The 26021-nt window shown below is 45.6% G+C and carries 23 protein-coding genes and 1 pseudogene; 18 read left to right on the top strand and 6 right to left on the bottom strand.

Annotated elements, in window-relative coordinates:
- The first annotated feature begins 23 nt into the window (after positions 1-23).
- The 17 genes from HZS52_RS18130 (at position 24) to HZS52_RS18050 (ending at position 20299) form a co-directional block, all read left to right on the top strand.
- Positions 24-2021, top strand: a complete 1998-nt coding sequence (locus HZS52_RS18130; RefSeq protein WP_190373314.1) for a polysaccharide biosynthesis protein — start codon at positions 24-26, stop codon at positions 2019-2021.
- 241 nt (positions 2022-2262) lie between these two features.
- Positions 2263-3459: a hypothetical protein gene (locus tag HZS52_RS18125; RefSeq protein ID WP_190373313.1), complete on the top strand. Its 1197-nt coding sequence runs from the start codon at positions 2263-2265 to the stop codon at positions 3457-3459.
- A gap of 49 nt (positions 3460-3508) precedes the next feature.
- On the top strand, positions 3509-4591 hold the full coding sequence (locus HZS52_RS18120) for an NAD-dependent epimerase (RefSeq protein WP_190373312.1): 1083 nt from the start codon (positions 3509-3511) through the stop codon (positions 4589-4591).
- 51 nt (positions 4592-4642) lie between these two features.
- The gene (locus HZS52_RS18115) at positions 4643-6025 is read left to right on the top strand and encodes a UDP-glucose dehydrogenase family protein (protein WP_190373311.1); all 1383 of its coding nucleotides are present in this window, start codon (positions 4643-4645) and stop codon (positions 6023-6025) included.
- A gap of 75 nt (positions 6026-6100) precedes the next feature.
- Positions 6101-6724, top strand: a complete 624-nt coding sequence (locus HZS52_RS18110; RefSeq protein ID WP_190373310.1) for a sugar transferase — start codon at positions 6101-6103, stop codon at positions 6722-6724.
- A complete protein-coding gene (locus tag HZS52_RS24510; RefSeq protein WP_223827960.1) occupies positions 6717-7793 on the top strand; it encodes an ATP-grasp domain-containing protein in 1077 nt (358 codons plus the stop codon). The genes HZS52_RS18110 and HZS52_RS24510 overlap by 8 nt, the downstream gene beginning before the upstream one ends.
- Positions 7786-8991 carry a DegT/DnrJ/EryC1/StrS family aminotransferase gene (locus HZS52_RS18100; RefSeq protein WP_190373309.1) on the top strand — a complete coding sequence of 402 codons (1206 nt, stop codon included), beginning with the start codon at positions 7786-7788 and terminating at the stop codon, positions 8989-8991. The genes HZS52_RS24510 and HZS52_RS18100 overlap by 8 nt, the downstream gene beginning before the upstream one ends.
- A gap of 127 nt (positions 8992-9118) precedes the next feature.
- Entirely contained in the window at positions 9119-10327 is a 1209-nt protein-coding gene (locus tag HZS52_RS18095; RefSeq protein WP_190373308.1) for a glycosyltransferase family 4 protein, read from the top strand.
- Positions 10328-10624: 297 nt separating this feature from the next.
- Positions 10625-11524, top strand: coding sequence for a phosphoribosyltransferase family protein (locus HZS52_RS18090; RefSeq protein ID WP_190373307.1), 900 nt, complete (start codon positions 10625-10627; stop codon positions 11522-11524).
- A gap of 147 nt (positions 11525-11671) precedes the next feature.
- Positions 11672-12472, top strand: coding sequence for a glycosyltransferase family 2 protein (locus HZS52_RS18085; RefSeq protein WP_190373306.1), 801 nt, complete (start codon positions 11672-11674; stop codon positions 12470-12472).
- A gap of 228 nt (positions 12473-12700) precedes the next feature.
- Positions 12701-13669: a phosphoribosyltransferase gene (locus tag HZS52_RS18080; protein ID WP_190373305.1), complete on the top strand. Its 969-nt coding sequence runs from the start codon at positions 12701-12703 to the stop codon at positions 13667-13669.
- A 126-nt stretch (positions 13670-13795) separates the two neighbouring features.
- Entirely contained in the window at positions 13796-14758 is a 963-nt protein-coding gene (locus HZS52_RS18075; RefSeq protein ID WP_190373304.1) for a glycosyltransferase family 2 protein, read from the top strand.
- A 126-nt stretch (positions 14759-14884) separates the two neighbouring features.
- A complete protein-coding gene (locus HZS52_RS18070) occupies positions 14885-16933 on the top strand; it encodes an acyltransferase family protein (RefSeq protein ID WP_190373303.1) in 2049 nt (682 codons plus the stop codon).
- Between the two features lie 62 nt (positions 16934-16995).
- Positions 16996-17877, top strand: a complete 882-nt coding sequence (locus HZS52_RS18065; protein WP_190373302.1) for a glycosyltransferase family 2 protein — start codon at positions 16996-16998, stop codon at positions 17875-17877.
- Positions 17878-18361: 484 nt separating this feature from the next.
- Positions 18362-19120 (top strand): DUF3750 domain-containing protein, encoded by a 759-nt coding sequence (locus tag HZS52_RS18060; RefSeq protein WP_190373301.1) that lies wholly within the window; start codon positions 18362-18364, stop codon positions 19118-19120.
- 91 nt (positions 19121-19211) lie between these two features.
- Positions 19212-19610, top strand: coding sequence for an antitoxin Xre-like helix-turn-helix domain-containing protein (locus tag HZS52_RS18055; protein WP_190373300.1), 399 nt, complete (start codon positions 19212-19214; stop codon positions 19608-19610).
- Complete coding sequence (locus HZS52_RS18050) at positions 19604-20299, top strand: RES family NAD+ phosphorylase (protein WP_190373299.1); 696 nt, start codon at positions 19604-19606, stop codon at positions 20297-20299. The genes HZS52_RS18055 and HZS52_RS18050 overlap by 7 nt, the downstream gene beginning before the upstream one ends.
- 12 nt (positions 20300-20311) lie before the next feature.
- On the opposite strand, the gene mntR is transcribed toward HZS52_RS18050, so the two are convergent.
- From mntR to HZS52_RS18030, 6 genes and pseudogenes are all read right to left on the bottom strand, one after another.
- Entirely contained in the window at positions 20312-20791 is a 480-nt protein-coding gene (mntR, locus tag HZS52_RS18045; protein ID WP_190373298.1) for a manganese-binding transcriptional regulator MntR, read from the bottom strand.
- A gap of 289 nt (positions 20792-21080) precedes the next feature.
- Positions 21081-21635 (bottom strand): NAD-binding protein, encoded by a 555-nt coding sequence (locus tag HZS52_RS24770; protein WP_423250074.1) that lies wholly within the window; start codon positions 21633-21635, stop codon positions 21081-21083.
- Positions 21615-22622: pseudogene (locus tag HZS52_RS18040) on the bottom strand (cation:proton antiporter domain-containing protein); the annotation flags it as partial. The gene HZS52_RS24770 and the pseudogene HZS52_RS18040, both read right to left, overlap by 21 nt.
- A gap of 31 nt (positions 22623-22653) precedes the next feature.
- Positions 22654-23103, bottom strand: a complete 450-nt coding sequence (locus HZS52_RS18035) for a potassium channel family protein (protein ID WP_190373296.1) — start codon at positions 23101-23103, stop codon at positions 22654-22656.
- A gap of 26 nt (positions 23104-23129) precedes the next feature.
- Entirely contained in the window at positions 23130-23255 is a 126-nt protein-coding gene (locus HZS52_RS24675) for a hypothetical protein (protein WP_263364940.1), read from the bottom strand.
- Positions 23252-24460 carry an MFS transporter gene (locus HZS52_RS18030; protein ID WP_190373295.1) on the bottom strand — a complete coding sequence of 403 codons (1209 nt, stop codon included), beginning with the start codon at positions 24458-24460 and terminating at the stop codon, positions 23252-23254. Before HZS52_RS18030 ends, HZS52_RS24675 begins: the two co-directional genes overlap by 4 nt.
- A gap of 166 nt (positions 24461-24626) precedes the next feature.
- On the opposite strand from HZS52_RS18030, the gene HZS52_RS18025 reads away from it, so the two are divergent.
- Positions 24627-25976 carry a Na+/H+ antiporter family protein gene (locus HZS52_RS18025; RefSeq protein ID WP_027959271.1) on the top strand — a complete coding sequence of 450 codons (1350 nt, stop codon included), beginning with the start codon at positions 24627-24629 and terminating at the stop codon, positions 25974-25976.
- The last annotated feature ends 45 nt before the right edge of the window (positions 25977-26021 follow it).

Genomic DNA, 26021 nt, shown 5'->3' with positions numbered 1-26021 from the left:
AGTTAAGAACGGCAGGGGGTTATATGGCTAACTTAATGAAATCATTATCAATGACGCCCCGTTGTCTAAAGCGTAAAGTGCTGGTTGTACTGGATGGTTTGATTGTGGCGAGTAGTTTGCAATTGGCGTCAATCCTTCATAAGGAAAGTCTGCAGCCGCTGAGCGATGCTTCTCTATGGGTGAGTATTAGTCTTTTGGTACCGATGAGCCTTCTGCTTTTTTACTGGCTCGGGCTTTATCGCGTCGTGATTCGCTACATGAGCCATGTCACCGTACCCACAGTCGTAACTGTTGTAGTGGCATCGGCTTTATTAGCGGCGCCTTTAAGTAACGTGGTGCAACATTCCATCGGTCTATCCATTATCGTCATTTACGCACTGGTACTGTTATTGGGAATTGGTAGCCTGCGTTTTTTATTGCGCGAGTTGTATCGCTACAGCCAACTTCGTCAGCGCAAGCCGGTGGTGATCTACGGCGCAGGCGCTGCTGGTTGTGAACTGGTCGCTGCGCTTCGCCATGGGGGAGAGTACGAGCCGGTGGCCTTCGTAGATGATTGGCGGGGGCTGGAAGGCGCAATGGTCGAAGGCTTGCGGGTACATCAGCCGGTCGCATTAGCTGCCCTAATTCAAGAATATCAGGCTGCCATGGTGCTGCTAGCTATTCCAAGTGCTCCTCGTTGGCGTCGGCGGGAAATATTGCACTGGCTTTCAAATCTTTCCGTGCCTCTTAAAACAATTCCTGGCAGCGCTGATGTGATCGCCGGGCGAGCTAAAATAAGCGAACTTCGTGATGTGGCGCTCGAAGACTTACTTGGTAGAGAGTCAGTGCCTGCCTTCCCTGAATTGCTACAAGCTAATATTCGAGATAAGTCGGTGATGGTAACCGGTGCTGGGGGCTCGATTGGTAGTGAGCTCTGCCGTCAGATTATAGTGCAAAATCCCGTTCGCTTATTACTGGTAGACAACTGCGAGTTTGCGCTATATGCCATCGAACAGGAATTGAAGCAGTATATCGAAACTACTCATTCACACTGTGAGCTAAAACCACTACTCATTTCGGTTCAGCATTCGGGAAGCCTTAAAGCGGTATTCGATAGCTTTGAGGTGCATACTGTCTACCATGCTGCAGCCTACAAGCATGTGCCTATGGTGGAATTTAACCTTGTACAAGGAGTGAGCAACAACGTCTTTGGTACCTTAAATCTAGCCCAGGCGGCAATGGCGGCGGGTGTTGAAACCTTCGTGGTAATTTCCACTGACAAGGCGGTTCGTCCAACTAACGCTATGGGGGCTTCCAAACGCTTGACCGAACTTATCTGCCAAGCCTTTGCTCATGCCCAGTCAGATACGCGTTTCTGCATGGTGCGTTTTGGCAATGTGCTAGGTTCAAGTGGCTCTGTTGTGCCGTTGTTTAGAAAACAGATTGAGCAGGGAGGCCCCATTAAGGTGACTCATCCTGATATCACCCGTTATTTTATGACGATTCCCGAAGCCTCCCAATTGGTTATCCAGGCTGGCGCAATGGGAGAGGGCGGTGAGGTATTCGTTCTCGACATGGGCCAGCCAGTACGTATTCAGGATTTGGCACTTAATATGATTCGTCTTTCGGGACTAGAAGTAAGAGATGCAGAGCATCCCGAAGGAGATATCGAAATCATCTATTCCGGTTTGCGGCCTGGGGAGAAGCTTTTCGAGGAATTGTTGATCGGCGATGACGTTAGTAAGACGCGCCACGATCGCATCATGACCTCAAAAGAGCGCTTCTGGGAATGGCCGAGGCTCGAAGCCTTTTTAAAGGAGCTGGAGTATGCCTTTATCGCTACTGATCATCTGCGTATCCGCCAGCTTTTACAGGCTGCTCCTTTGGATTACCACCCCTTGGATGAAATAGCTGATTTGGTATGGAAGGCGCGTCAAGAAATGCTTTCCGATGCACAACATAAAAATTCTAAGATAAAGCCTATATTAAGTTCTCCTTCTCGACCAAACCCCATATTGACTTCAGTCTCAAAAGAAGGCTGATGTGCTTTTAAATAATAATAGTTACCACACTGCTACTGACTGCCTAGTGTTGAGAGTGCTAGTTTTCATAATTAATTATTAAGTTAAATGTAGCCTGCATAAGCACATCACTATTAGGCGAAGCATTTAATGCTGAGTTATTCCACCCCTTAGTTAATGAAGTAATGCACCAGATTTTACTGCGTATGTAATCTCTGCTTTTTTTAAAAAAAGTGCTCTCTTTAGCTTATGGAGAAAAACTATGACGAATATGCAAAGCAACGCTGAATACCAAGAGTGGCTATTCGGGGTTACGGTATTGATGGTCAGAGAGCGTGGGGTGGTCTATCTAGATGCCCTACGTAGCTTACTTGATCGGTATGGTTTTAATGTCTTGTATGAATCGTCGATCAATGTTGAGCACCGGCAGATACTAGAAAACTTGATCTCCAATGATAATAAGGAGCATGAAATATGGCCCTGTAGCAGCGGCCAACTGGCTCATTTTTTGGTCGTGCATGATGTTTATCCGATACCAGAGGCCTCTTCTTCGAGAGAAACGCCAAGCCGAATTGATAACGTGCGAGTGCTTACAATCAAATCAAAAATAAGCAATCAAGCTAATCAAGGTCGTAGTCGTCAGGAGCAGTACAGCCCACTCTGTTTTTCAAGGAATACGACGCACACACTTGGATATCTAAGACAAGTTGTGCCAGAGCAGATCGACACAATACGTGAGATAGCACGACGTTATAATTCAGAATTTCGTACACCGTATCCGATACTGGCCGACCTTAGTAAGCAGGTATGTCGCGCCAAAGTTGAGCTGGTTGACTTCCATGGTACTCAAGCGGTTTGCAAGACCTTTCGCCCTGGCCGCGAGCGTTACCTGGAGCGTGAAGTTAAGGCCCGTGAACTAGGTGCATCATTGCCTGAAGTCTCGCGGTTACTAGAGGTAGGGCCTCATTACCTAGTGTTTGAGCGCTATGCCAATCGTATGGAGCGCATCCTATCGCCACGAGCACTTTTTTCTCATCATGGCTTACTGCCTATCTGGACGATTGAGCGCATCAGGGCGGTCATCTTGCACTACCGTCGTCTTGGCTACGAGTGCATCGACCTTAATCCCCAAGATCTGATCTATGACCCTTGTCAGGGTCTCAAAATCATCGATTTTGAATTTCTCCAACCTGGTTCTGATGAGATAGAAACGTTGAAAGGCAACTATGCATGGTATGCAGTGCCTTCGCGTTTCACTGGCGATTTACCGCTTTCTTCTCCTCAGAGTTCCTATGGGAAACGCTGGTTTCCTTATACCGGTCTACCTCGAACCTTATGCTTAAATAAATTTCCGCGTCCGGTACTTGCCATGGTGCGCTCAGTGGCACTGGTGCCCTTAACGTTGGGTGGCTTGAGGCGAGTGAGTTGGAAGCGTATTCAGCGCCTTGTTCGTAACTGAATTCTCCCCCTACCTCTTGCTCATGTTTGCCTCGTAAAGGAGTCACTATATGAAGATTCTAGTTACCGGCCATGCCGGTTTTATCGGGTTTCACACTGTTAAACGGCTTTTAGAGCGTGGAGATAGTGTTGTCGGCTTTGATAACGTTAATGACTATTACGAAACTGATATTAAAGAGGCGCGGCTTAAGCTACTGGAACAACAGTCTGTCGAAGCGAGGGGCGAGTACTCTTCTATTCGTGCCAATTTGGCTAATCAGCAAGCGGTGGCGCAATGTTTCGACGAACACCGATTTGACCGCGTTATACATCTTGCTGCCCAAGCAGGAGTGCGCTATTCACTAGAAAATCCACTCAGTTATGTAGAAAGCAATTTGATTGGCTTTACTAATATATTAGAAGCGTGTCGCTACGCTGAGATTGCACACCTGACATATGCCAGTACCAGCAGCGTTTACGGTGCCAATACACTAATGCCTTTTTCAGAGCATAAAGGGGCTAATCATCCGCTGCAGTTTTACGCAGCTACCAAGAAAGCCAATGAAATGATGGCCCACAGTTATAGCCATCTTTTTGGACTTCCAACCACCGGCCTACGTTTTTTTACCGTTTACGGCCCTTGGGGACGTCCGGACATGGCGCTTTTCAAGTTCACCAAAAGTATTTTGGCTGATGAACCTATTCAGGTCTTTAATTATGGCCGTCATACACGTGACTTTACCTATGTAGACGATATTGTCGAGGGGATCATTCGTGCCAGTGACAACATCGCGACGCCTGCACATGAGTGGAACAGTGATCGGCCAGATCCTGCCACCAGCAATGCTCCTTTTCGCCTCTTCAATATTGGCAACAATGATCCTGTGTCGATCGGTGTCTACATCGAAGCTATCGAGAAAGCCCTGGGCAAGAAAGCCATTAAAGAGCTGCTGCCACTTCAGCCCGGAGATGTTCTTGACACTTACGCAGACTCAGGGGAGCTAGAAAAAATGGTAGGTTATAAGCCATCCACACCTGTCTTGAAAGGTATTACTAACTTCATTGAATGGTATCGCGACTATTATTTATTAAAAAAATTCTCACCTACTAATACTGCTGACTTTTTAAGCGAACCGTCTGGCTTGGTTAAGTGAAATACACTTTTCCTTCTTATCTTAATACATCAATTTTTGGCAGGTAATCTAATGAATGTTACAGTCTTTGGTACGGGTTATGTGGGCCTGGTTCAAGGTGCCATTTTGGCTGAAGTTGGCCATCATGTGGTTTGCGTCGATGTGGACAATAATAAGGTTGAACAACTTAAGTTGGGCATTATTCCCATTTATGAGCCAGGATTGGAGACTTTAGTAAAGGAGAACTACGCTGCCGGCCGACTTGAATTCACAACCGACGCGGTCGCTGGGGTTAAACATGCGCATGTTCAGTTCATCGCGGTGGGAACCCCACCGGACGAAGATGGCAGCGCCGATCTTAAGTACGTGCTCTCAGTGGCCGCTACCATAGGCGAACACATGGAAAACGGCCAGATCATTATCAATAAATCTACCGTACCGGTAGGTAGTGCAGATAAGGTCCGTGCCGAGGTGGAAAAGGTATTAGAACAACGTAACCGCAGCGATATCTATTTTGATGTAGTTTCCAACCCTGAGTTTTTGAAGGAAGGCAGTGCAGTTACTGATTGTCAAAAACCTGATCGCATTATCATCGGTACTGATTCCAATAGTACAATTGAAATCATGCGGGAGCTTTATGCACCCTTCAATCGCAATCACGACAAGATCATCGTAATGGATGTTAAAAGTGCCGAACTAACCAAATATGCAGCCAACTGCATGCTGGCTACCAAGATTAGTTTCATGAACGAGATGGCAAACCTGGCTGAGCGCCTGGGTGCGGATATTGAAGCCGTGCGCCAAGGAATCGGCTCCGATCCACGTATTGGCTACCACTTTATTTATCCTGGAGCTGGTTATGGAGGATCCTGCTTTCCCAAAGATTTACAGGCGCTTATTCATACCTCCAATACTATTGATTTTGATGCAAAGCTACTCAAGGCAGTTGAATTGCGTAATAAAGAGCAAAAAACTACGTTGTTCCAAAAAATAAGCCAGCACTTCAATGGCCAGTTTAAGGGTAAGACCTTTGCCATCTGGGGGCTTTCGTTCAAGCCAAATACCAATGACATGCGCGATGCGCCCAGTCGTGTGCTTATGGAAGCGCTTTGGGACGCTGGTGCTAAGGTGCAGGCCTATGATCCGGAAGCCATGGAAGAAGCTCAGCGTCTATATGGCAGCCATGAATATTTGACCCTTTGTGGAACCAAAGAAGCGGCGCTAAAGAATACGGATGCCTTAATTATTGTAACCGAGTGGCAAAGTTTCCGCGCTCCTGACTTTGAGTTTATCAAAGCCCAGCTTTCTGAACCGACTATCTTCGATGGTCGTAATTTGTATGAGCCGCACCGGATGGTTGCAAAAGGATTTACCTATTATTCGGTAGGTAGGGCTAAGCCAGTATTCCGAACAGGTTCGCCAGACTCTCTACCCATAGCGATAATTAATGGCTAAAGCAAGGGACGCTGAAATTAAGTTCTTGATGTTTTCGATTGGTTTTATACGTACAACCTTAATGGTAGGTGTCTTATGCTTAAGCGCCAATTCGATATTACTGTATCATTGGTTGGGTTGATACTGTTCTCACCTGTACTTTTAACTATAGCACTGTTGGTACGCTATAAATTAGGTAGGCCTGTCCTTTTTCGTCAGCTTCGTCCCGGGCTTAATGGTAAGCCATTTGAGATAATAAAATTTCGTTCAATGCTGGATGCTTATGACGAGAAAGGTCGGAAGCTGTCTGAAAAGGAGCGCTTAACTCCTTTTGGGCGATGTCTGCGTGCCACTAGCTTGGATGAACTGCCAGAACTATGGAATGTGCTAAAGGGTGAGATGAGTTTGGTGGGCCCAAGACCTTTGCTGATGGAATATCTACCTCTTTACACAACCAAACAAGCAAGGCGTCACGAATCCCGTCCTGGTGTAACAGGCTGGGCGCAAGTCAATGGACGTAATGGCATCTCGTGGGAAAAAAAATTCGACTATGACATCTGGTATATAGATAACCAAACATTATATTTGGATATAAAAATACTGTTAATGACAGTTAAAAAAGTGTTTTTCCGCGAAGGTATCAGTTATTCCGGTGAAGTGGCTATGCCAAACTTCAAAGAATCGAAATTGCAAAACGACAAAGGTGGAAATAATGACTAAAAAAATTAATATACTTGTCACCGGTGTCGGCGGGCCAACACCTCGAAGCTTTGTCAGATCGATTTTTGATGCTGGGAATGATACCTATAGCTTTATTGGTGTTGATGCAGATCCGCTTGCGATTGGTCTTTATGATAGTTTTTCTTACAGTAAGACTTACTTAGTGCCTAAGGCGAATGATGAACAGTACTGGGTCGAAATCACAAAGATAATTGATCGCCATCACATTGAGTTTGCCGTCGTTTTGCCTGAGGTTGAGGTGGTGGCATGGTCAAAGCGTAAAGAGCGTGAAGGATTACCCTGTGAAGCCTTTATTTCTTCCTATAGTCCTACTGAGACGCTGGTTGATAAGAAACGACTTCATGGGATGTTAAAGGATAAACAATATATACCCAATTATTTCACTTTTCTAAATGGTCATAGTATTAAAGAGAGATTTCTTGATTATCCTTTTTGGGTTCGCGGCACCATTGGCTCAAGCGGACTAGGATCCTTGAAAATAAATAGCGATAAAGAACTTGAAGAATGGATGCAAATTAATCCTTTAATTAAAGAGTTTATAGCATCAGAGTTTCTCCCGGGAAGGAATCTTGCTTGTAAAGTTATTTATATGAATGGCGAGATATTACGCTCTGCTTGTGCTGAGAGAGTGACATATATAATGTCCAAGATAGCACCATCCGGAATAACAGGTAATACATCATTTGGAAGAATGATTAATGATAAAAATCTTGTAAGAATTGCTGATGACGCCATTTTCTCTGTTTTCAGTCGATATGAGTCCAAACCAAACGGTATTTTTACCGTCGATTTCAAGGAGAATGCCCAGGGGCAGCCAATGATAACTGAGATAAACGTAAGGTTTGTTGCTTTTATCTCTTCGTTAGCCAAAGCGGGCGCCAACCTCCCATTAGACTATCTTGAAGCTAACCTAAATCCTAATAATTATTCTTACGCATACAAACATTACGAGTTTCCTGAGGGTACAATTTTTTTAAGAGATGTCGATGAAAAGCCTGTCGTGATGAACGAAAAAGATTTATTAGCACTGGGTTATAATCATGCTTAACGGACCTTTTTCCCCTTGGCCTTCATTTACCTTAGAAGAAGCACAAGCAGTTCAGAACGTGCTGCTTTCCAATAAGGTGAATTATTGGACAGGCAACGAATGTATTGAATTCGAAAAAGAATTTGCTGAGTTTGCTGACACTAAGCATGCCATAGCCTTGGCTAATGGAACCAACGCACTAGACCTTGCCTTGAAAGGATTGGGGATTGGCGCCAAAGAACACGAGGAAGTAATTGTTACCTCACGAACTTTCGTTGCATCGGCATCTTGCATTGCTAATGCCGGTGCCGTAGCAGTTTTCGCTGATGTTGATCGCGACTCTCAAAACATCACTGCTGACACGGTTGCTGAAAAAATCACTCCACATACACGTGCCATTATCGCCGTGCATCTGGCGGGTTGGCCCTGCGAAATGCAAGGGTTGATGGCATTGGCAGAGCAACATGGGCTTTATGTGATTGAAGATTGCGCTCAGGCCCATGGAGCACGCTATCGCGGTAAGAGTGTTGGCAGTATTGGTCATGTGGGGTGTTGGTCATTCTGCCAGGACAAAATTATGACTACTGGTGGTGAAGGAGGGATGGTCACTACTAATGATACTGAGCTGTGGAAGAAAATGTGGGCTTATAAAGACCATGGCAAGAGCTGGGATGCAGTGCATGTAAATGAGCATCCCCCGGGTTTTCGCTGGTTACACGACACTTTTGGCACTAACTGGCGTATGACAGAAATGCAGGCTGCCATTGGCCGTATACAGCTTAAGCGTATGCCCGAATGGAGTGCCATTCGCCGTTTCTATGCTCATCGCATCTGGCAAGCTGCGGCTGACTGCTCAGGATTGCGAGTCCCCCTTTTTTCTACCGATACGAGCTCCAATATCGAAAGGCACGACTCGAAGCATGCCGCTTATAAATGCTATGTATTTATCGACCCACGGCGGCTTAAGTCAGGCTGGGATCGCGAACGAATTCTGAATGAGATTAATAGTTGCGGGGTTCCTTGTTTCTCGGGTAGCTGCTCTGAAGTTTATCTCGAAAAAGCCTTTGCGAAAGACGGCTTGCCGCCGCAAGTTAGATTACCGGTGGCTCGAGAGCTTGGCCAAACCAGCCTAATGTTTCTGTGCCATCCCACGCTCACCCAGGAAGAGGTAGATAAAACCTGCCAAGTGCTGACGAATGTTATGAAGAAAAGTAACTAGCGATAACTTTCGATTTAACTTCCTTAGTAACTCATCGATACCCACTATGACACGCCAATAAAATTAGTGAATATCAAGTAAAAAGCGCAGGGCTCTGCGCGGCTTGGTGTCCCGCTGAGGAACTCACATGAATCCTGAGATTACCATATCAAATCGACGCTTTTTGATAGTGTCGGGCACCTGTTATTCGTTGGTCAATTTTCGAGGGCCGCTTGTGCAAGCTTTGATTAAAGCAGGATTAGAAGTGCATGCAGCAGCCCCAGGACTTTTTGATGACGCAAAAACTCGTCGGCTACTAGAGTCCTGGGGGGTGGTTACTCATGATTTTCCGATGCAGCGGACGGGTCTAAATCCATGGCGCGATATTTTGACACTGGGAGCACTTTATCGATTGATGCGCGAGATTCGGCCACGAGTCGTTCTGGCATACACCATTAAGCCGGTCGTGTACGGCTTATTAGCCGCCAAGCTGGCAAGAGCTCCACAGCGCTATGCATTGATTACAGGCTTGGGTTATGCCTTTGCTGACCAAGCTAGCGGTAAACGTGCTCTGGTTTTTCAAGTGGTGCGTAGGCTTTACGCAGCAGCTCTGAATAAGGCAAATAAAGTATTTTTTCAAAACCCCGATGATGAAGCTTTGTTTCGTGACTTAAGGATATTGGATGAGAAAGTACCCTCGCAAGTGCTTAATGGATCAGGTGTGGATATGGCGCATTTCGCGCGTTTACCCTTACCCTCTGGCCCGCCTCGCTTCTTACTGATTGCCCGCTTGTTGGGTGACAAAGGCGTTCGTCAATACGCCGAGGCTGCTCGACGAATCAAGCAGCAGCATCCTGAGGCGGTATTTCAGCTGGCGGGCAAAACCGATAGCAATCCCGACTCGATTACGCAAGAGGAGCTGGATGGCTGGGTAAGGGAAGGCTCTATTCATCATTTGGGTTGGCTAGACGATGTACGTCCCGCGATTGCTGAGTGCAGCGTTTATGTACTGCCCAGCTATTATCGGGAAGGCACGCCACGTTCAATTTTAGAAGCAATGTCGATGGGGCGTGCAGTGATCACCACCGATGCGCCCGGCTGTCGAGAAACTGTTACTGAAGGCGCTAACGGCTACTTGATACCAGTAAAAGAAGTTGATGCTCTCACCAAAGCTATGCAGCGGTTCATTGATAACCCTGCTCTTGTGCGAGTAATGGGACAACGTTCTCACGAAATTGCTAGAAATAGATACGATGTCCATAAGGTTAATTCTGTAATGCTGCAAGCGATGGGAATAGAGAGCTCAACATCAAGCATTGCATATCAAAACCAAACAAACCCCGTATCTCTCGATTAAGCCTCACGTGTTTCATAAACTTATCTCAATGTATATAAAGCACTGCTAAACAATAGAGTCACTATACAAGAGATTTTTATCTTTTAAAAAAACTACAGATATGACTTGCTTTGCGTTGCTCATTCCGATTTCTAACAAATAGAAATTAAACGACGTTTGCCAGTCATAAAGGGGGATTCATAAGCCCGATGCCTAAGTTTCTTGGAGGTTCTAAAGCATTCTATTTGTTATGCAGTCTGTCGGTATTCTTGATAAAAATTGCTTAATATCTTGAGGTGAAGTCACGGAGAAATCTTGATGCAGATACGGTTCAAGTCATATAGCGATCTTAGTAAGGACATTACAAAAAATTTTGGGAAATTATCCGGTGACTGGGACTTAGTCGTCGGTATACCTAGAAGTGGTATGGTGCCAGCTTACATGATAGCCCTTGCACTGAACGTGAATTGCACTGATATCTCTTCCTGGCTGCATAATTATCCATTAAAAAAGGGGATTACCCGAGGACTAAAGAAAAATTTAAGCTTACCCTGGGAGGCAGAAAAGGTTCTTATCGTTGATGATAGTATAATGTCTGGTAAATCGATGAAAGCTGAAATCGACTCGCTACCGGACTGGCTGTTGGCTCGGGCATCAACATTGGCCGTCTACTCAAGCAAACCCATTAGGAATGATGTGGATATTATACTTGAGTTTCTCCCCTATCCTAGGGTTTTTGAATGGAACATTTTTCACCATAACATCATGAGTAGATCTTGTGTTTGTTTCGAGGGTATGGTTTTGGAAGACGAGGCTGGCAGTGATAAAATCGCCATGCACTTTCGTTATATGCCCTCGGGAGTCATCGATACGATTGTCTCTTGCCAGAATGAATCAAGCCGCCATGAAGTGGAAACCTGTTTGGTAAGTAGCGGTATCTTGTATAAAAATCTCGTTATGGTCGATAACGATACTAATGTTATGGAAATAGACTCTCTTGTTAAATTTAAGATCGAGACTTTCATAGCTTCATCGGCGGACTTGTTTATTGAAGATAACGCTGATCAAGCAAGGCTTATTTGTCGAGAGGCAAAGAAGCCAGTTTTTTGTTTGAGCGATAATTGTATCTATAATTCAGGTGGTGAAAATTGGTCGCGTTTAATAAAAAATAAAATAAAGTTTTTAGTGTGGAAGGTGGTTAATAGGCGTGTTTGGTAGTCGAGAATTTATTTTGTTTGGTTTTTTAAATATATATGCGTCTTTAATCAATTTAAAAAGAGTGTTTTAGTTGGCAGTGACCTATATTTTTTCTTTAACCACTATTGAGTGTTTTATCTCTTCGCTTATGAAATATGGAGGTGGTTGATGGATCAGGTTGATATCTCGGTAATAATGACAGTAAAGAATGGATCTCGATTTTTGGAATCTAGTCTTTCTTCTGTTTTTTTTCAGACCTACCCTCCTCAAGAAGTCGTTGTGGTTAACGATGGATCCGAAGATGATACTTGGGAAGTGCTCAATAGGTTACGCCTTACTGCCCCTGTTTTGGTTCGACTATTTGACACTCACGGTATCGGACGATCACGGGCATTGAACCTAGCTGTTAGCCATGCACAGCATAATTGGTTGGCTAATATTGACGCTGACGACAAATGGTTACCTGAAAAATTGGAACAGCAGGCTTTTGCCATCAGTTTGTTTTCAAAGGCGGAGCTGATCGTTACTTCTAGCCAGACCGTTTATGGAGAAGGAGAAGGAGAGGTCGATGTCCAGGGAGCATTTTCAGTTACACCTATGCATCGTGAAAGTTTTTATATTCGAAACCCGATAAATCACAGCTCTGTTCTATTTTCTCGACGATTATTTGATCAGCTTGGGGGATATGATGAAGCATTGGTTCGGCAAGTCGATATTGACCTTTGGATTCGTGCTCTTAGAAAAGGTCATATATTCTATCGAGTTAACTTACCATTAACTATCAAGCGACTTCATGATGGTCAGAGTTACGAAGTTGGAAACCGATTAGGGTATACATTCAATTCGTTAAAAATAAGTTTAAAAAAATTAAAACAACTAAAAGCTCCTTTCTATTACTTCCCCGTTCCTTTTTTAAGATTTGTTTATAACAACATTCCAAGAGGTATTCGGCGTCGCTTGATAAAATAGTTATACTGTGAATTTTCTATTGATTCTGTTTTTAATTTTTCAAAATAAAAAAATGCCTGTTTTAATGAGTTGTATAAATTTTTGCGTGGATGGAGTTGATTTTATAAGTTGGACTAATTTTTTAGTGTTGTTTTGTGTTGCAAGTGGTTGAGTGAATAATAACTAGGGATTAATGAGTGGATTTTATATTTTGCATTGGTATCTCTGATAAAAAAGTGAGGAATAACTATGAATTATAAATCTTACGGTGACCTAAGCGAGGACATCTCTGCGTCTTTGTTTCGAGTTCACGGTAAAGGCTACGACTTGGTCGTTGGTATTCCCCGTAGTGGCATGATCCCGGCCAATATGATTGCTTTAGGCTTGCATATCGATGCGATGGGGCTCCCCGACTTTATTGCCAATCAAGCGTTAAAAACCCGCATGGGTAGGAAGAGTGGTGGGCAGCCGATCGCTGCGTGGGACGCGAAAAAGATTCTGCTAGTTGATGACAGTGTTACAACAGGTCGAACGATGCAGAGCGCGTTAGAAGCCATCCCCGCCGACTGCTTTTGTAACATAGACACTTTGGCGATCTATGTAGAGCCCGAGGGGGAGCAGCATGTCGATATGTTTTTTTATAGTTTGAAATCGCCTCGTGCTTTCCAGTGGAACCTCTTCACTCCCAGCATACTCTCTCAAGCGTGTGTCGATATTGATGGTGTGCTGTGTGTCGATCCTACCGCCCAGCAGAACGATGACGGAGAGGAGTATTTAGAATTTTTGAATAATGCAAAGCCTCTTTTCCTGCCTTACGGTCAAATTGGCTGTTTGGTAACCAACCGTCTTGAAAAGTATCGTAGCCAGACAGATATGTGGCTTAAGCAGCAGAGTATTGCTTATAAGCGTCTTGTCATGTTGGATCTGCCTTCGAAGGAGGAGCGGCAGCGCCGAGGCGTTCACTCTACACACAAGGGCTTGTTTTATAAAAATTCTGATTATACTTTTTTCATTGAAAGTGATATCAAGCAGGCTTCCACTATCGCAAGAATCTCAGGGAAAGCCGTCTATTGTTGTGAAGATAACCGGGTCTATACAGCAACAAATAGTGCTTCAATTAAAAAGGGGCGAAATGGCTATGCTAACCGTCTTTTTCTCAACATAAAGCAGAAGATAGTCTCCGGCTTTTTGCACCCAGTGAAGGGGTATTTAAGGTGAGACGCATCTCGGCAGGCTTGAGAGGATTCAATAGGCGCCGCTGAACTCGTTGATATCTTTAACTATATTGTTATCGATAAACGGCTGAGATCTTTTCAAGGACACATTTTGGCAGGAGGCGTTAATATGGGGAAGGTGATAGCGGTAGTGCTCACCTACAATCGACAGGATTTACTTCGGCAATGTCTAAGTGCCATTTATTCACAAACATGTCCTTGTGATAAGGTAATTGTTGTTGATAATGCAAGCAATGATAGTACACAGAAGATGTTGAGTGAATTGGACTATCCTAATCTCAAAGTGTATTTACTTCCATATAATGTAGGCGCAGCGGGTGGGTTCAATGCTGGGTTTCGGATTGCTTATCAGGAAGGTGCTGATTTTGTTTGGATGATGGATGACGATGTCATTCCCGAGCCTGGTTCTTTGCAAAAGCTGACTGAGGCAAATAATACTCTCGATAAAAATGGCATTGAAAGAGCCTATCTGATTTCCACTGCCTTTACCGAAAATGGTTATGTCACTAACTCGCCGTCCATCAGCGAAATGAAGAATCACATCGGTTACAAAGATTGGCCAAGATTTGCACAGTATGGTGTTGTTGCTGTCGGTCGTGCGACTTTTGTATCTATTCTTGTCCCTCGCAATACGCTTGAAAAGTATGGTTTGCCTATTTCGGCCATGTTTATTTGGGGTGAAGACACGGAATATACTTTAAGAATAACAAAAGATGTTCCTGGGTTTGTTGTTGGTGCCAGCAAAGTACTACACTTGCGACAAGAAAAAGGTGTGTTGAATATAATATCTGAAAACAGTGAGGCGCGTCTTAAGTATTATCGATACTTAATAAGAAATAGAGTGTTTGTAACCCGAAAGTACCGGCCACCTCGTATGCTAATAACCATAATGTATTTTGATTTTTGTATAATAGTTAAGCTTTTGTGCAGAGGGCGGTTAAAGAAAGCTAGTATTGTAGCGATAGGATTGATTCAAGGTTTTTTGTTTTCACCTGATATAGAATATATAGATTCTCCAGTTGATGCTCAAAAAGAGCCGTTAGAGATTTGTCAGTGCATTGCTCGAGAGTGATGGTTTAGCCTATATTTCGTTATATTAAGTATAAAGTCTTATCTATATATTAAATAAAAGAAATGTTTGATTTTTGAAAGGGAGCTTAGTAAAGAGTATTGATTGTTTTTTTCATGGAGGATGAAGATGAATAAAACGTTTGAAATTTATATTGGTAATAACAGTTATCGAAATGATATCCAGGGGGTTCGTGCTATCGGGGCGATGCTGGTACTTGTGTTCCACATCTGGTTTCATAAAGTATCAGGCGGTGTCGATGTGTTTTTTGTTGTTTCTGGTTTTTTGATGACAGGCATGCTGCTTCGCCAGTATGCTAGGGAAGGAAAGCTAAATCCTCTACAGTTCTGGGGAGGGATTATTAAACGGGTAGTGCCCGCTGCCTATGTTGTACTTTTGATAACTTTTTTCTTAAGTTATTTTTTTATTCCGCCAGTCTATTGGAGGCAAACAATACATGAGTTTGTTTTTAGTGCTGTGCAAATGGAAAACTTATTGTTGATAAGGCGAGAAGTAGATTACCTGGAAAGTGAGACACCAGCCAGCCCCTTTCAGCAGTACTGGGCCTTATCTATTCAAGTGCAGTTCTATATTTTCCTTCCCTTGTTTATTAAACCATTGATACATATTTCAAATAAAATAAAATCTTTAGCTCCCATGATCGTGGGTATCTCCATGCTGGTGAGTATTTCTCTTCTGTACTCCATTTTTCATACAAGCATGGCCCCTGATACAGCATATTTTAATCCGTTGGGAAGGGCTTGGGAATTCTTGGCAGGCGGATTAGTTGCTGTATTAATACCTTATATAAGATTGACAAAAAAGTTTGCCTTCATTATTTCACTGCTCGGTATTTTTATACTGTTCAGTGTCGGATTAGCGTTACCTAAAAAATTGAACTTTCCAGGATACGTTGCGCTTCTTCCAGTCATGGCGGCTATCTTTTTGATTATTGCTGGTAGTGTAAGTGAAAAAAATACAGTTGTGAGTATGCTTCTATCCAATAAATTTCTTGTCATGCTGGGAGCGATGTCTTTTACAGTGTATCTCTGGCATTGGCCTATACTGGTTTTTTTTCAGCACTATTATGAAACTACAAATTTAGGGTTTGTGAAAGGAATGATGGTTATTGTGCTGGGGGTGCTGCTTGCCATCCTCACAACGCTGGTTATAGAGAAACCTTTTCGTAGAATCCCTAAGGCCCGAACCTGGTTTGCCTATATGGTGGGCTGTGTATTTTGTATTCCATCAGTGTCGCTGGGGCTGGGCGCGAAGTACTATCTTGAAAATCTGCATGATGTAGAGGTAGTTTTTAAAAGAGAATTTTTTGATGGTAATAGAATTACTATACAAAACGGTGCCACAAACCTTGATTATAATTATGTTACTGCCATTTCTAGTGACTTAGGGGCAATAATGGATAAAAACAGCGACTGTTTTACGGAGATGGATGAAGCTACTATCGTATCTTGCGAATTTGGAGATACTTCATCCGACAATGTAGTCGTGATTGTGGGCGGATCCCATGCCGGTCAATGGGAACCTTTCTTTTCATACCTTGCAAATGAGTATGGTTTTAAATTAATAAGTATCGTAAAACAATCTTGCTCTCTCGGTTACGAAATTGTGGAGGATAATCGTAGCTGTAAGATATGGAACGAAAATATCATTGATTATTTAGCTGAGATTAATCCCGATTTGGTTATCACAAATTCGTCAAGATCTAATCGGCCGCGTGAAAATCGATTAGTCGTGGGCGATCCCATTGAGTTTGTGCCAGCTGGGCATGTGGAAAAATGGAAGGAAATAACAGCCTTAGGTATTCCAGTAATAGGTATTAGAGACAACCCCTGGTTTGAAAGCGATCCAAGCTACTGTGTATGGAAAAACAGCAGAGAAGCAAGCGAGTGTGCTCGCCCAGTAGAAGAAGTTTTATTACAAGAAAATCCTGCTAATGAATACCAAGATGAAATCCCACTTTTTATTTCTATCGACTTCACCAAGTTGATATGTGAGGACAGAGTTTGTCCAGCCTTTTTTGATGAAAGGTTGATGTGGTCTGACACTCATCATTTGTCCCGTACTTATTTAAAATATATTACTCTTAGCCTGAAGCGTTCGCTTGAGATGCAAACAACGATTTTCCAGACCTTTAGCAGCCGTACAAACAGAAATTGAGAAGGCTATCAGTCGAAGAAAATCTGAAATACATAAAGGTTAGAATAATTGAGGGAGGATTTATGAAAATTAGCAGCCCTAGAGTATCAGTAATAGTTCCTACCTATTTTGACTGGGCGCGCTTACAGCTATGTGTGGTCGCTTTACAAAATCAGTCGTTTCCACAAGGCGACTTTGAAGTGATCATTGTAAACAATGCACCAGACGATAGTCCACCCACTAATTTTTTCTTACCTGAAAATTTCAAGCTTATTTCAGAAGATAAGGCTGGTTCTTATGCAGCTAGAAATGCGGCTTTAAAAGTTTCTCAAGGAGAAATTGTTGCTTTTACTGATTCTGATTGTATACCGGATACTTTCTGGCTTGAGTTAGCTGTTGCGCGACTTGATGGGGGAGCAGAGCGTGTCGCCGGTAAGATTGAACTTTTTTTTAAATCGGATAAATTGACCCTTGTTGAAATTTACGAAAAATTCTATGCCTTCGATCAAAAAAAATATGCTCAGGCAGGTGGTTCGGCAACGGCTAATATGGTTACTTGGACAAAGCATTTTGATACTGTCGGTTTTTTTAATGATTCTTTGATGTCCGGTGGTGACAATGAATGGGGGCATCGAGCAAGGGATAAAAACATTCCTGTTGTGTATGCCCCAGAAGTCGTAGTTAATCACCCTGCACGAGCCGACATTAAAGCAATGCTTAAAAAACGTAAAAGAGTCTTAGGCGGCTCTGTAACTGTGAATCGTAAAGGCAAAAACAACAATCCTTTATATCTAATTGCTACTGGCTATTTTCCTCCCTTCAGGATTTTAAAACCTTTTATGAAAAAAGGTATTTCCCTGCGGGAAAAATGCTTAGCGGCTTTGTTATGTTATTATTTCAAAGTCTTCTCCACTACTTATCGATTGGCTTTGCTATTAGGTCTTACCAAGCCAGAAAGGTCTTAGCTATTGTTTACTGCTTGGTGTCGAAGAATGAGGGTCTATATTTGGCTCTATTGTTGGAAATGACTCCACTATATGCTTTTTCTTTCAATGGTAATGTTTTTTAATTTTAAGTCCCGCTTTGTTGTAAATATACGAATAAATGTGGCAGTGGTTTTGTAATTAACTTAAGATATTTAAATATATTTTTATAGATGATCGGTTTGTCAAAGATATATTGTTGTATTTTTTAATATTAGGTTTGGGGTGCACCATTCACTATTAATTTGGAAATTGATTGTAAGTGGAGAATCAATAAGCCCTCTAACATTATGGAGGGTTTTTTTTTGGCTTAAATATTGTAATTATATTCTATTTTTTGACTAGCGCATGTTTTATTAAAAAGTTATCCATATAATATGAAATTCATAGCATCGTTGAAAATTATACTTGAGAAAAGTGGTCTATTACGGTATTAAACAGATAATTTTCAGTTCTGGATAATGCGATGAAAATACTGCTGCGTTGGCTTCTTAGTTTAGTGGCGCTGTTAGCGTTGCTGTTAGCGGGGCCTGTTTGGCTATTGGCGAGTAATCAGGTGGTGACTGATGGGCACTGGTCTTCGCTGGATCGGTCATCTGCTGGCATAGCCCCTGATCCAGTGGTGAACGCTGAAGCCGTCGTTCAGGTCTATTCAGCCCGTGCTTACAACTGGCGCGGGGCGTTTGGCGAACATATCTGGATTGCGACCAAGGCGGAAAACGCCGATAGCTATCGACTCCATCAAGTATTGAGTTGGCGGCGTCCTACTGTAGTGTCTTCAGTCGATACGCCTGATCGAGCCTGGTTTGGCAATCCTCCGACGCTGTTGGCTGACTATCGCGGCGATGCAGCTGTACTAATGATACCGCAGATAGAGGCCGCCGCCGCTGACTATCCTCAGGCGGAGCTTTATCGAGTGTGGCCTGGTCCGAACAGCAATAGCTTTATTGCCTGGGTTATACGCGAAGTCCCAGGCTTTGAGGTGACGCTGCCCGTCACGGCCATTGGCAAAGATTATATTTTCAATGGCGTGTTGGCTCCTGCGCCCAGCGGAAGCGGTTATCAGCTGTCATTGGGTGGGGTGGTCGGCATTATTCTGGCACTGGAAGAGGGGCTTGAACTCAACTTCCTCGGCTTGAGTTTTGGTATTGATGTCATGCGACCCGCTTTGAAGTTGCCGGGCATAGGGCGGTTGGGGATGCCCGCCAAAGTGTCAAAAGGCTAATTGAGAAGTGTAAGAAACTTGAATATGTGTTTGCAGATACTTTTTTGTTAAACTAGTATCTGTAGACAATATGTGAAGGCAAGGTAATGCTATGCAGACGGCACACGACATTTCCCAAAACAGAGCAGCAGCGGCGATAGGCTTGAAAACAGCGGTGCGCATTCTGGATAAGTGGCGCGCGTCTGGCGAGCAGGGCGAAGCGATTTTGCGCGTTTCTCATAGTACCTACGCACGGGCTCGGCGGGGGGATCTCGACGAGATCAAATTAGATAGTGATCAGCTAACTCGGATTAGTTACTTACTCAACATCCACGCTGCGTTGCGGATGATATTTGATAACCCGGAGAACCTTTATGGGTTCGTCAATTTGGTGAATGATAATCCCTACTTTAATGGCCGTACACCGCTTGAGATTATGGGCTCCGGTGATTTTGCGGCGCTCTACGAAACGTTTAAGCGTATCGATAGCCTACGGGGAAGCCAGTGGTAAAGGTCGTTGATTTGCACAGCTTACCCAACGAAAAGGTTACCGGTTATCGCTTGGTCAATAGTAAGTTTCCGCCGATTGATCTTTTCGATGATGTGGCGAGCGTTGACGAGTTCGCCGCGCTTCATGCACTGCAGGTATTAACCAATCCGCGATTACAAAATGAAGTGGGTAATTTAGCGCTGCTGCCCCACGAACAAATTCCGTTCGGAATTCGTGGCTGTTCCTATGCCGTAGCGCCCTTTACCCATGTAAATCCGCAAGGTTCGCGCTTTAGTGATGGCAGTTTTGGAGTGCTTTATTTTGCCGATACGCTTGAAACGGCGATTGCAGAAGTAAAGCATCACCAGCAGATGTATTGGCAAAATGTACCAGGACTTCACTACGAACGGTTTGTTTTTCGTGGTTTAAAAGCCACTTTTGATCAGGGTGGGTGTTACGATGCGCTCGTTTTACCTATTGAGCATGCTATTTATACGCCCGATGATTATTCAATATCGCAACCCTTTGGTGCTGAAATACGACGGTGTGGAGGTGGGCTTCGCTACCACTCCGTTCGCAGGCTTAATGCAAAGTGCTGGGCGCTGATGACACCAGGCTGTGTGGCTGACATTATCCAAACCACTCACCTGGAAATGATTTGGAACGGCGCGATTACCCAGGTGAACCATCTGCGATTTTCACACCGATGACGAGCAGCGGGTTTAACTGTTGTACTGCTGCTCGGTAAAGCGCTGCATGATGGCGAGGGTTTCGTCGCTCACATGGTGCTCCATGCCTTCAGCGTCAATACGCGCAGTCGCATCCCTTACCCCAAGGGCACGTAAAAAGTGCAGCACGATATCGTGGCGGGCGCGTGACGTTTCTGCCATTTTTTGACCCGCTTCGGTTAGAAACAGCGAGCGATATGGCTTACTAGTGACCAGCTCCAGCTCATTTAAACGCCGAATCATTTTTGAAACCGTCGCTTGGCTGACCGCCATACGGTTGGCAATGTCCGCCGCACGCGCCTCGCCGCGGTGAGCCAGCAGGTCGCCAATTAGCTCAACATAGTCTTCGATCAGTTCGGTTTCGTGGGCATTTCGCACCGTTGCATACTGCTGGGCATGCTGCTCCACAGGGGGCAGTGCATCTCCAGGAATGCTTGGGGTAGTCAATGAGGCGTTCGGATTAGAATCAGTCATTGGTAAATTATATCGGAAGCAGTGGGAACAATCATTGGATAGTCGGGGGGATAGTAACGTATTTTTGTGTAATATTGTTAGCCAAGGCTAAACTGTCCGCACAAAGCTTTCTTGCAGAGCTAAAGTCCACGTATCGGTCATGAGCAAAAAGTGAGAGGCAACGAGTAAGGACAATCTAGGTATGGCCCTGTTGGTCTTTATGGCGCTGCTGTTCTCGCCCAAGCAAGGGGTGCCTGATGCGTTTTTTTGGCGGCATCGTCACATTAGTTAACACCACTTACTCAAGCGTCTACAACGGCGGCGACTGCAGGCATTCCCAGGTTTTCTCGGCAATACCGATGCCAGCACCGGTCATCAGCAAATACGTTTGATCTACTCCAGCGGCATGCAGCGGTTCGGCTTCATCCTGGAAGTGGATGCCCGCAATAATGTGGCCAGTGAAGCCCGCTTCGCGTAGTTCGCGGGTGGCAATAAGCTTGCTCTCAAGTTCCGGAGTGGCTAGCGTAACAGCTGTTATTTGCGCAATATCAAGATGGTGCCAAAAACCCACATCCTCGATATCACCATAAAAAACATGCCGTTGAGTATTTATTTTATTGGGATCTGAATCAATGCCCACTGCCGCCAAGCCCTTATCGGTAAAAAAATCGTAGGCGGCGTTACCAGTTCTACCCATGCCTAATACCAGAATGGTGGCGCTACCTAAATCTACCGGCTGCTCGTCAGGATGTCGGGCGTGCCGCTCAAAACGGAGCAGGCTATTTTCCCAACGATCAAAAAGTTGATGGGCGATGCGGTTAAGCGGCGCAGCGATAACAAAGGATAGGGCAACGGTAATCGCCAATGGAACAAGCCACTCTGGCAAAATGCTCGCAGCGACAATCAGACCAAACTCACTATAGGCCGTCAGGCTCAAGCCACCCAGAAAGGCGTTGCGTGCTCTGATACGGAAGGCAACGAGTAAAGCAAAAAACAGCACCCCTTTAAGTGGAAGCAGAACAGCCAGGATTACCGCAAAGACAAATGCTTCTTTATCGGGTAACCCTGCCATGCCAATCTGCAGAAAGAAGCTGACTAATAGCACTTCTTTCACTCCCCACAGCGCCTTAGATAACTCCTGAGCGCGGGGGTGCTTGGCAAGCAGAAGTCCCATCACCAAAGCGCCTACTTCAGAGCTTAAACCAACGGCTTCAAAGCCCATACCACCAACGGCAATGGCTAACACGGCGCCTAGCAGCACGAGCAGCTCATCGTGCTGTGCAGCATTCATAAGCCAATAAAGTACCGGCCTTAACAGTGGCAGTAGGAAAACCAGCACAGCCCAGGGGCTGGGGGAATCACCGCCATAAACGCTAAGAACCACTAAGGCAACTAGATCCTGAATGATTAATATGCCAATCGCGATTCGGCCGTGCAGGGCGCGTAATTCACGTTTGCTTTCGAGTACTTTGGCCGCTAATACCGTGCTTGAAAAAGACAGCGCAGTGGCCAGCAGAATTGCTTTGTCCAGGGGCAGCGATAGAAAAATGACAAAACCAGATGTAAACAACAGGCAGGTAATTGCCAAGTGTATAAAGGAACTTCCTAGCACAACGGGCTCTGCCAGGCTGCGGATATTGAGTTTAAGACCAATGGTGAACAGCAGTAGCAGAACCCCTAGATGGGCAAGGTGTTCAAGCATTGGGCCCGCATCACTTGGGAGGCCAATACTGGGCCCAAAGGCATTGAGTGCAAACCCTGCTGATAAGAATCCCACGAGTGGCGGTAAACTTAGCTGTCGTGCTGCGATACCAAAGATAAACGCTACCGATAGAATAACCACTTCAAACATGCCGGATCCCTAGAGCGCGTAACGAAGCTGATTATCTTCCAACTCGCCAGTGCTTTTGCATTTCTATAAAAGTGAACGATGCTGACCAAGTGATCAATACAAAGCCTGTTAAAGCTAGCGTGCCGTACAGAAAACGTACCGGCCCAATGGCATATATATCGCCATAGCCCACGGTGGTATAGGTCACCGCAGAGAAGAAGATATAATCAAGGACGTTGAAACTGTCGTACCCATGTAAAGCACCAATGCTTAATTGCTCGGTAAGCCACCAGCCAGTGATGCCAAATAGCCAAATTTCGACAATGTGGGTCATCAATACCCCAAACGCCATCGCCAGGATGCGTTGCCGATGTGGTCTTCGAGACTTTTCTATTTGGCGCGAGATAAGCCACAGGGCTTCATAGTGAAGCAGTACTGCAATGACCACAGTAACAAAAGTGGTTACCACCACGGCGACATGCTCAGGGTAGGGAATAGTCATCTTAACAAGTAGTCAACCTTTGCTCGTTAGCATAACCGGGTTCCCATGAGTAGCAAGGCAGCATCCATATGCTGCCAGCCCCACCATGCGAGCATTAAACAGCTAAACAGCAGAGTTGCCGCCATGGCCTTGAGTAAATTATTGCGTGTCATGGGATCACCGTTGTTGACTGCGAGCGCTCGAGCGGCTTTTCATTGATAAACCAATGCAGTGCAGCAGCGACGACCGAGAGCACAATAGCAATTTGCCAGACCGTATTGTAGTTGCCAGTAAGGTCATAAAAATAGCCACCCAGCCATACACCCATAAAAGAGCCTAACTGGTGAAACAGAAATACGATGCCGCCCAGCATGGAGAGGTGACGAACACCAAACACGGAAGCCACAATGCCGTTGGTTAATGGTACGGTAGAGAGCCATAGAAGCCCCATGACGCTACCAAATAGGTAAGCGCTGGTTGGGCTTAACGGCAAATAAACAAACGCCGTAATCACTACGCCGCGAATCAAATAGAGCCAGGTTAGCAGCTTGGGTTTTGACCAGATGCCGCCCATCCAACCCGCGGTATAAGTGCCAACAATATTAAACAGTCCCACTAAGGCCAGTACCGTCGTACCCACCTTTACCGCCAGGCCGTTATCGAATAAGTAGCCGGGGAGGTGCACGGCAATGAACACCACCTGAAAGCCACAGACAAAAAAGCCTAAACAGAGTAGCCAGAAGCCTTTTTGGCCTGCTGCTTCGTTGAGCGCATCTTTGAGGCTTAAATCGGATGCCGTTTTGGCGGAGGGCTTGTCGCGCAGCATTGCCCCCAGGGGCAGAATGATGGTCGCGATAGCTGCCATCGCCATCAGCGCTGCGGCCCAGCCGAGCCACTCGAGCAAACCCAGAGTGCCAGGCAGCATGGCAAATTGCCCAAACGAGCCCGCTGCGCTAACGATCCCCATGGCCATACTGCGTTTTTCAGGCGCCACTGCGCGCCCCACAGCACCTAAAATAACCGAGAATGTGGTACCGGAGAGGCCAAGGCCAATCAACAGCCCGGCGCTGACCGTCATGCCTAGTTCTGACGTAGAGAGGCTCATAAACAGCAACCCCAAGGCATACAGCAAGCCGCCAACAACGATAATCCTGGCCGCACCGAAGCGATCCGCGAGCGCCCCGGTAAAGGGTTGCGATAAGCCCCAAACCAGGTTTTGTAAGGCTAGTGCAAAAGCAAATACACCACGCCCCCAGCCGAGCTCGCTGCTGAGGGGCTCCATAAAGAGCCCGAAACCATGGCGTAAGCCCATGGCCGTGGAAATAACCAAGCTTCCCAATATAATCAGCAGCAGTGAGTGGCGAAGAACGAAGGCCATGATGTTCTCTTTGTTGGCAGGCTAACAGTTAGCTCACTATCGCATGCGTTGTGCGCTTTTAGAAGCTAGGAATAGGTAAGTAAGGCAGTATTAGTTTTATGCTATTAATCTGCTAAAATCCGCCCCCTTCGCCGTTAATGACCTCTCAATAGCTCTAAGGATTTTCATGAATGCAGTAATTCTTGCGGTGCTGGTGATGGTGGCGCTATCGCTGGCGCGTGTCTCGGTGGTATTTGCGTTAGTGGTGGGCGCTTTAGTCGGCGGTTTAGTGGGCGGGTTGTCACTAGAACAAACTCTGGAAGCCTTTAATACAGGCGTGGGCGGCGGGGCCCAGGTGGCGCTGGCCTACGCCACTTTGGGGGCCTTCGCTGTGGCGATCTCTCGCTCTGGGCTACCGGATATGCTGGCTAATCGTTTGATTACGCTGCTGGGTAAAAAAGAGGCAACCGTTGCGCAGCAGACGCGGGTCAAAATGCTGTTGCTAACGGCTGTGTTGTTGGTGGCTATTTCTTCTCAGAACGCTATCCCGGTACATATTGCCTTTATACCGGTGTTGATTCCGCCGCTATTAACCGTGATGAACCGCTTAAAGTTGGATCGACGCGCGGTGGCCTGTGCGCTCACCTTTGGTTTAACGGCCCCTTATATGCTGCTGCCGGTAGGGTTTGGGGCGATCTTTCTAAACGATATTCTTTTGGCCAACTTAAATAGCGCTGGGGAACCGCTGGGTTTAGAGATCACCCGTGGCATGGTGCCGCTGGCCATGGCAGTACCGGTAGGGGGGATGGCACTGGGGCTAATCGTTGCGCTATTTTGGAGTTACCGCCGCCCGCGTGAGTATCAAGCCGAAGATATCGCTAACGCCAACGTTGCCGAAGGCCATACGCCCGCCAAACCGCATAGGCTGGGGCTTGTGATGTCGGGGGTGGCAATCGTCGCAGCGCTCGGCCTCCAGCTTTACAGTGGCTCAATGATACTGGGGGGCTTGGTGGGGATTGGCCTGCTTTCAATGGGCGGTATTTTTAAATGGCGCGAAGCAGACGATCTATTTACCAGTGGTATGCGCATGATGGCGCTGATTGGTTTTATCATGATCTCCGCAGCGGGCTTTGCCGAGGTCATGAAAACCACGGGAGAGATTGATGCCCTGGTGTCAGGAGCTTTTTCACTCTTTGGCGATAACCGTGGGCTAGCGGCGCTGGTGATGCTGTTGGTAGGGCTATTCATTACCCTGGGTATCGGCTCGTCGTTCTCAACCATTCCCATTATTGCTGCCATCTTTGTGCCCTTGGCGGTACAGTTTGGCTTCTCTCCCATGGCCACGGTGGTGCTGGTGGGTACGGCAGCGGCGTTGGGTGATGCAGGCTCGCCTGCCTCTGACTCTACCCTGGGCCCCACTTCAGGCCTTAACGTTGACCGTCAGCACGATCATATGTGGGACAGCGTGGTGCCAACGTTTCTGCACTACAACATTCCGTTAGTCGGCTTTGGCTGGCTAGCGGCAATGATGCTCTAAAAGCCTTATCTTCAAACTAAAAAGGGACAACTTGGTTGTCCCTTT

It is taken from the genome of Vreelandella titanicae, assembly GCF_014697095.1.
Lineage (GTDB): Bacteria > Pseudomonadota > Gammaproteobacteria > Pseudomonadales > Halomonadaceae > Vreelandella > Vreelandella titanicae.
This window is presented reverse-complemented; position numbering and strand designations above follow the sequence as displayed.

Excerpts from the sequence above, each read along its gene's own strand:
- HZS52_RS18080 (WP_190373305.1), top strand. The coding sequence starts at position 12,701 with ATGAATTATAAATCTTACGGTGACCTAAGCGAGGACATCTCTGCGTCT.
- HZS52_RS18065 (WP_190373302.1), top strand. The coding sequence starts at position 16,996 with ATGAAAATTAGCAGCCCTAGAGTATCAGTAATAGTTCCTACCTATTTT.
- HZS52_RS18110 (WP_190373310.1), top strand. The coding sequence starts at position 6,101 with ATGCTTAAGCGCCAATTCGATATTACTGTATCATTGGTTGGGTTGATA.
- HZS52_RS18055 (WP_190373300.1), top strand. The coding sequence starts at position 19,212 with ATGCAGACGGCACACGACATTTCCCAAAACAGAGCAGCAGCGGCGATA.
- mntR (WP_190373298.1), bottom strand. The coding sequence starts at position 20,791 with ATGACTGATTCTAATCCGAACGCCTCATTGACTACCCCAAGCATTCCT.
- HZS52_RS18125 (WP_190373313.1), top strand. The coding sequence starts at position 2,263 with ATGACGAATATGCAAAGCAACGCTGAATACCAAGAGTGGCTATTCGGG.
- HZS52_RS18035 (WP_190373296.1), bottom strand. The coding sequence starts at position 23,103 with ATGACTATTCCCTACCCTGAGCATGTCGCCGTGGTGGTAACCACTTTT.
- HZS52_RS18120 (WP_190373312.1), top strand. The coding sequence starts at position 3,509 with ATGAAGATTCTAGTTACCGGCCATGCCGGTTTTATCGGGTTTCACACT.
- HZS52_RS18100 (WP_190373309.1), top strand. The coding sequence starts at position 7,786 with ATGCTTAACGGACCTTTTTCCCCTTGGCCTTCATTTACCTTAGAAGAA.
- HZS52_RS18095 (WP_190373308.1), top strand. The coding sequence starts at position 9,119 with ATGAATCCTGAGATTACCATATCAAATCGACGCTTTTTGATAGTGTCG.
- HZS52_RS18115 (WP_190373311.1), top strand. The coding sequence starts at position 4,643 with ATGAATGTTACAGTCTTTGGTACGGGTTATGTGGGCCTGGTTCAAGGT.
- HZS52_RS18075 (WP_190373304.1), top strand. The coding sequence starts at position 13,796 with ATGGGGAAGGTGATAGCGGTAGTGCTCACCTACAATCGACAGGATTTA.
- HZS52_RS18030 (WP_190373295.1), bottom strand. The coding sequence starts at position 24,460 with ATGGCCTTCGTTCTTCGCCACTCACTGCTGCTGATTATATTGGGAAGC.
- HZS52_RS18085 (WP_190373306.1), top strand. The coding sequence starts at position 11,672 with ATGGATCAGGTTGATATCTCGGTAATAATGACAGTAAAGAATGGATCT.
- HZS52_RS18070 (WP_190373303.1), top strand. The coding sequence starts at position 14,885 with ATGAATAAAACGTTTGAAATTTATATTGGTAATAACAGTTATCGAAAT.
- HZS52_RS18060 (WP_190373301.1), top strand. The coding sequence starts at position 18,362 with ATGAAAATACTGCTGCGTTGGCTTCTTAGTTTAGTGGCGCTGTTAGCG.
- HZS52_RS24675 (WP_263364940.1), bottom strand. The coding sequence starts at position 23,255 with ATGACACGCAATAATTTACTCAAGGCCATGGCGGCAACTCTGCTGTTT.
- HZS52_RS18130 (WP_190373314.1), top strand. The coding sequence starts at position 24 with ATGGCTAACTTAATGAAATCATTATCAATGACGCCCCGTTGTCTAAAG.
- HZS52_RS18090 (WP_190373307.1), top strand. The coding sequence starts at position 10,625 with ATGCAGATACGGTTCAAGTCATATAGCGATCTTAGTAAGGACATTACA.
- HZS52_RS18025 (WP_027959271.1), top strand. The coding sequence starts at position 24,627 with ATGAATGCAGTAATTCTTGCGGTGCTGGTGATGGTGGCGCTATCGCTG.
- HZS52_RS24510 (WP_223827960.1), top strand. The coding sequence starts at position 6,717 with ATGACTAAAAAAATTAATATACTTGTCACCGGTGTCGGCGGGCCAACA.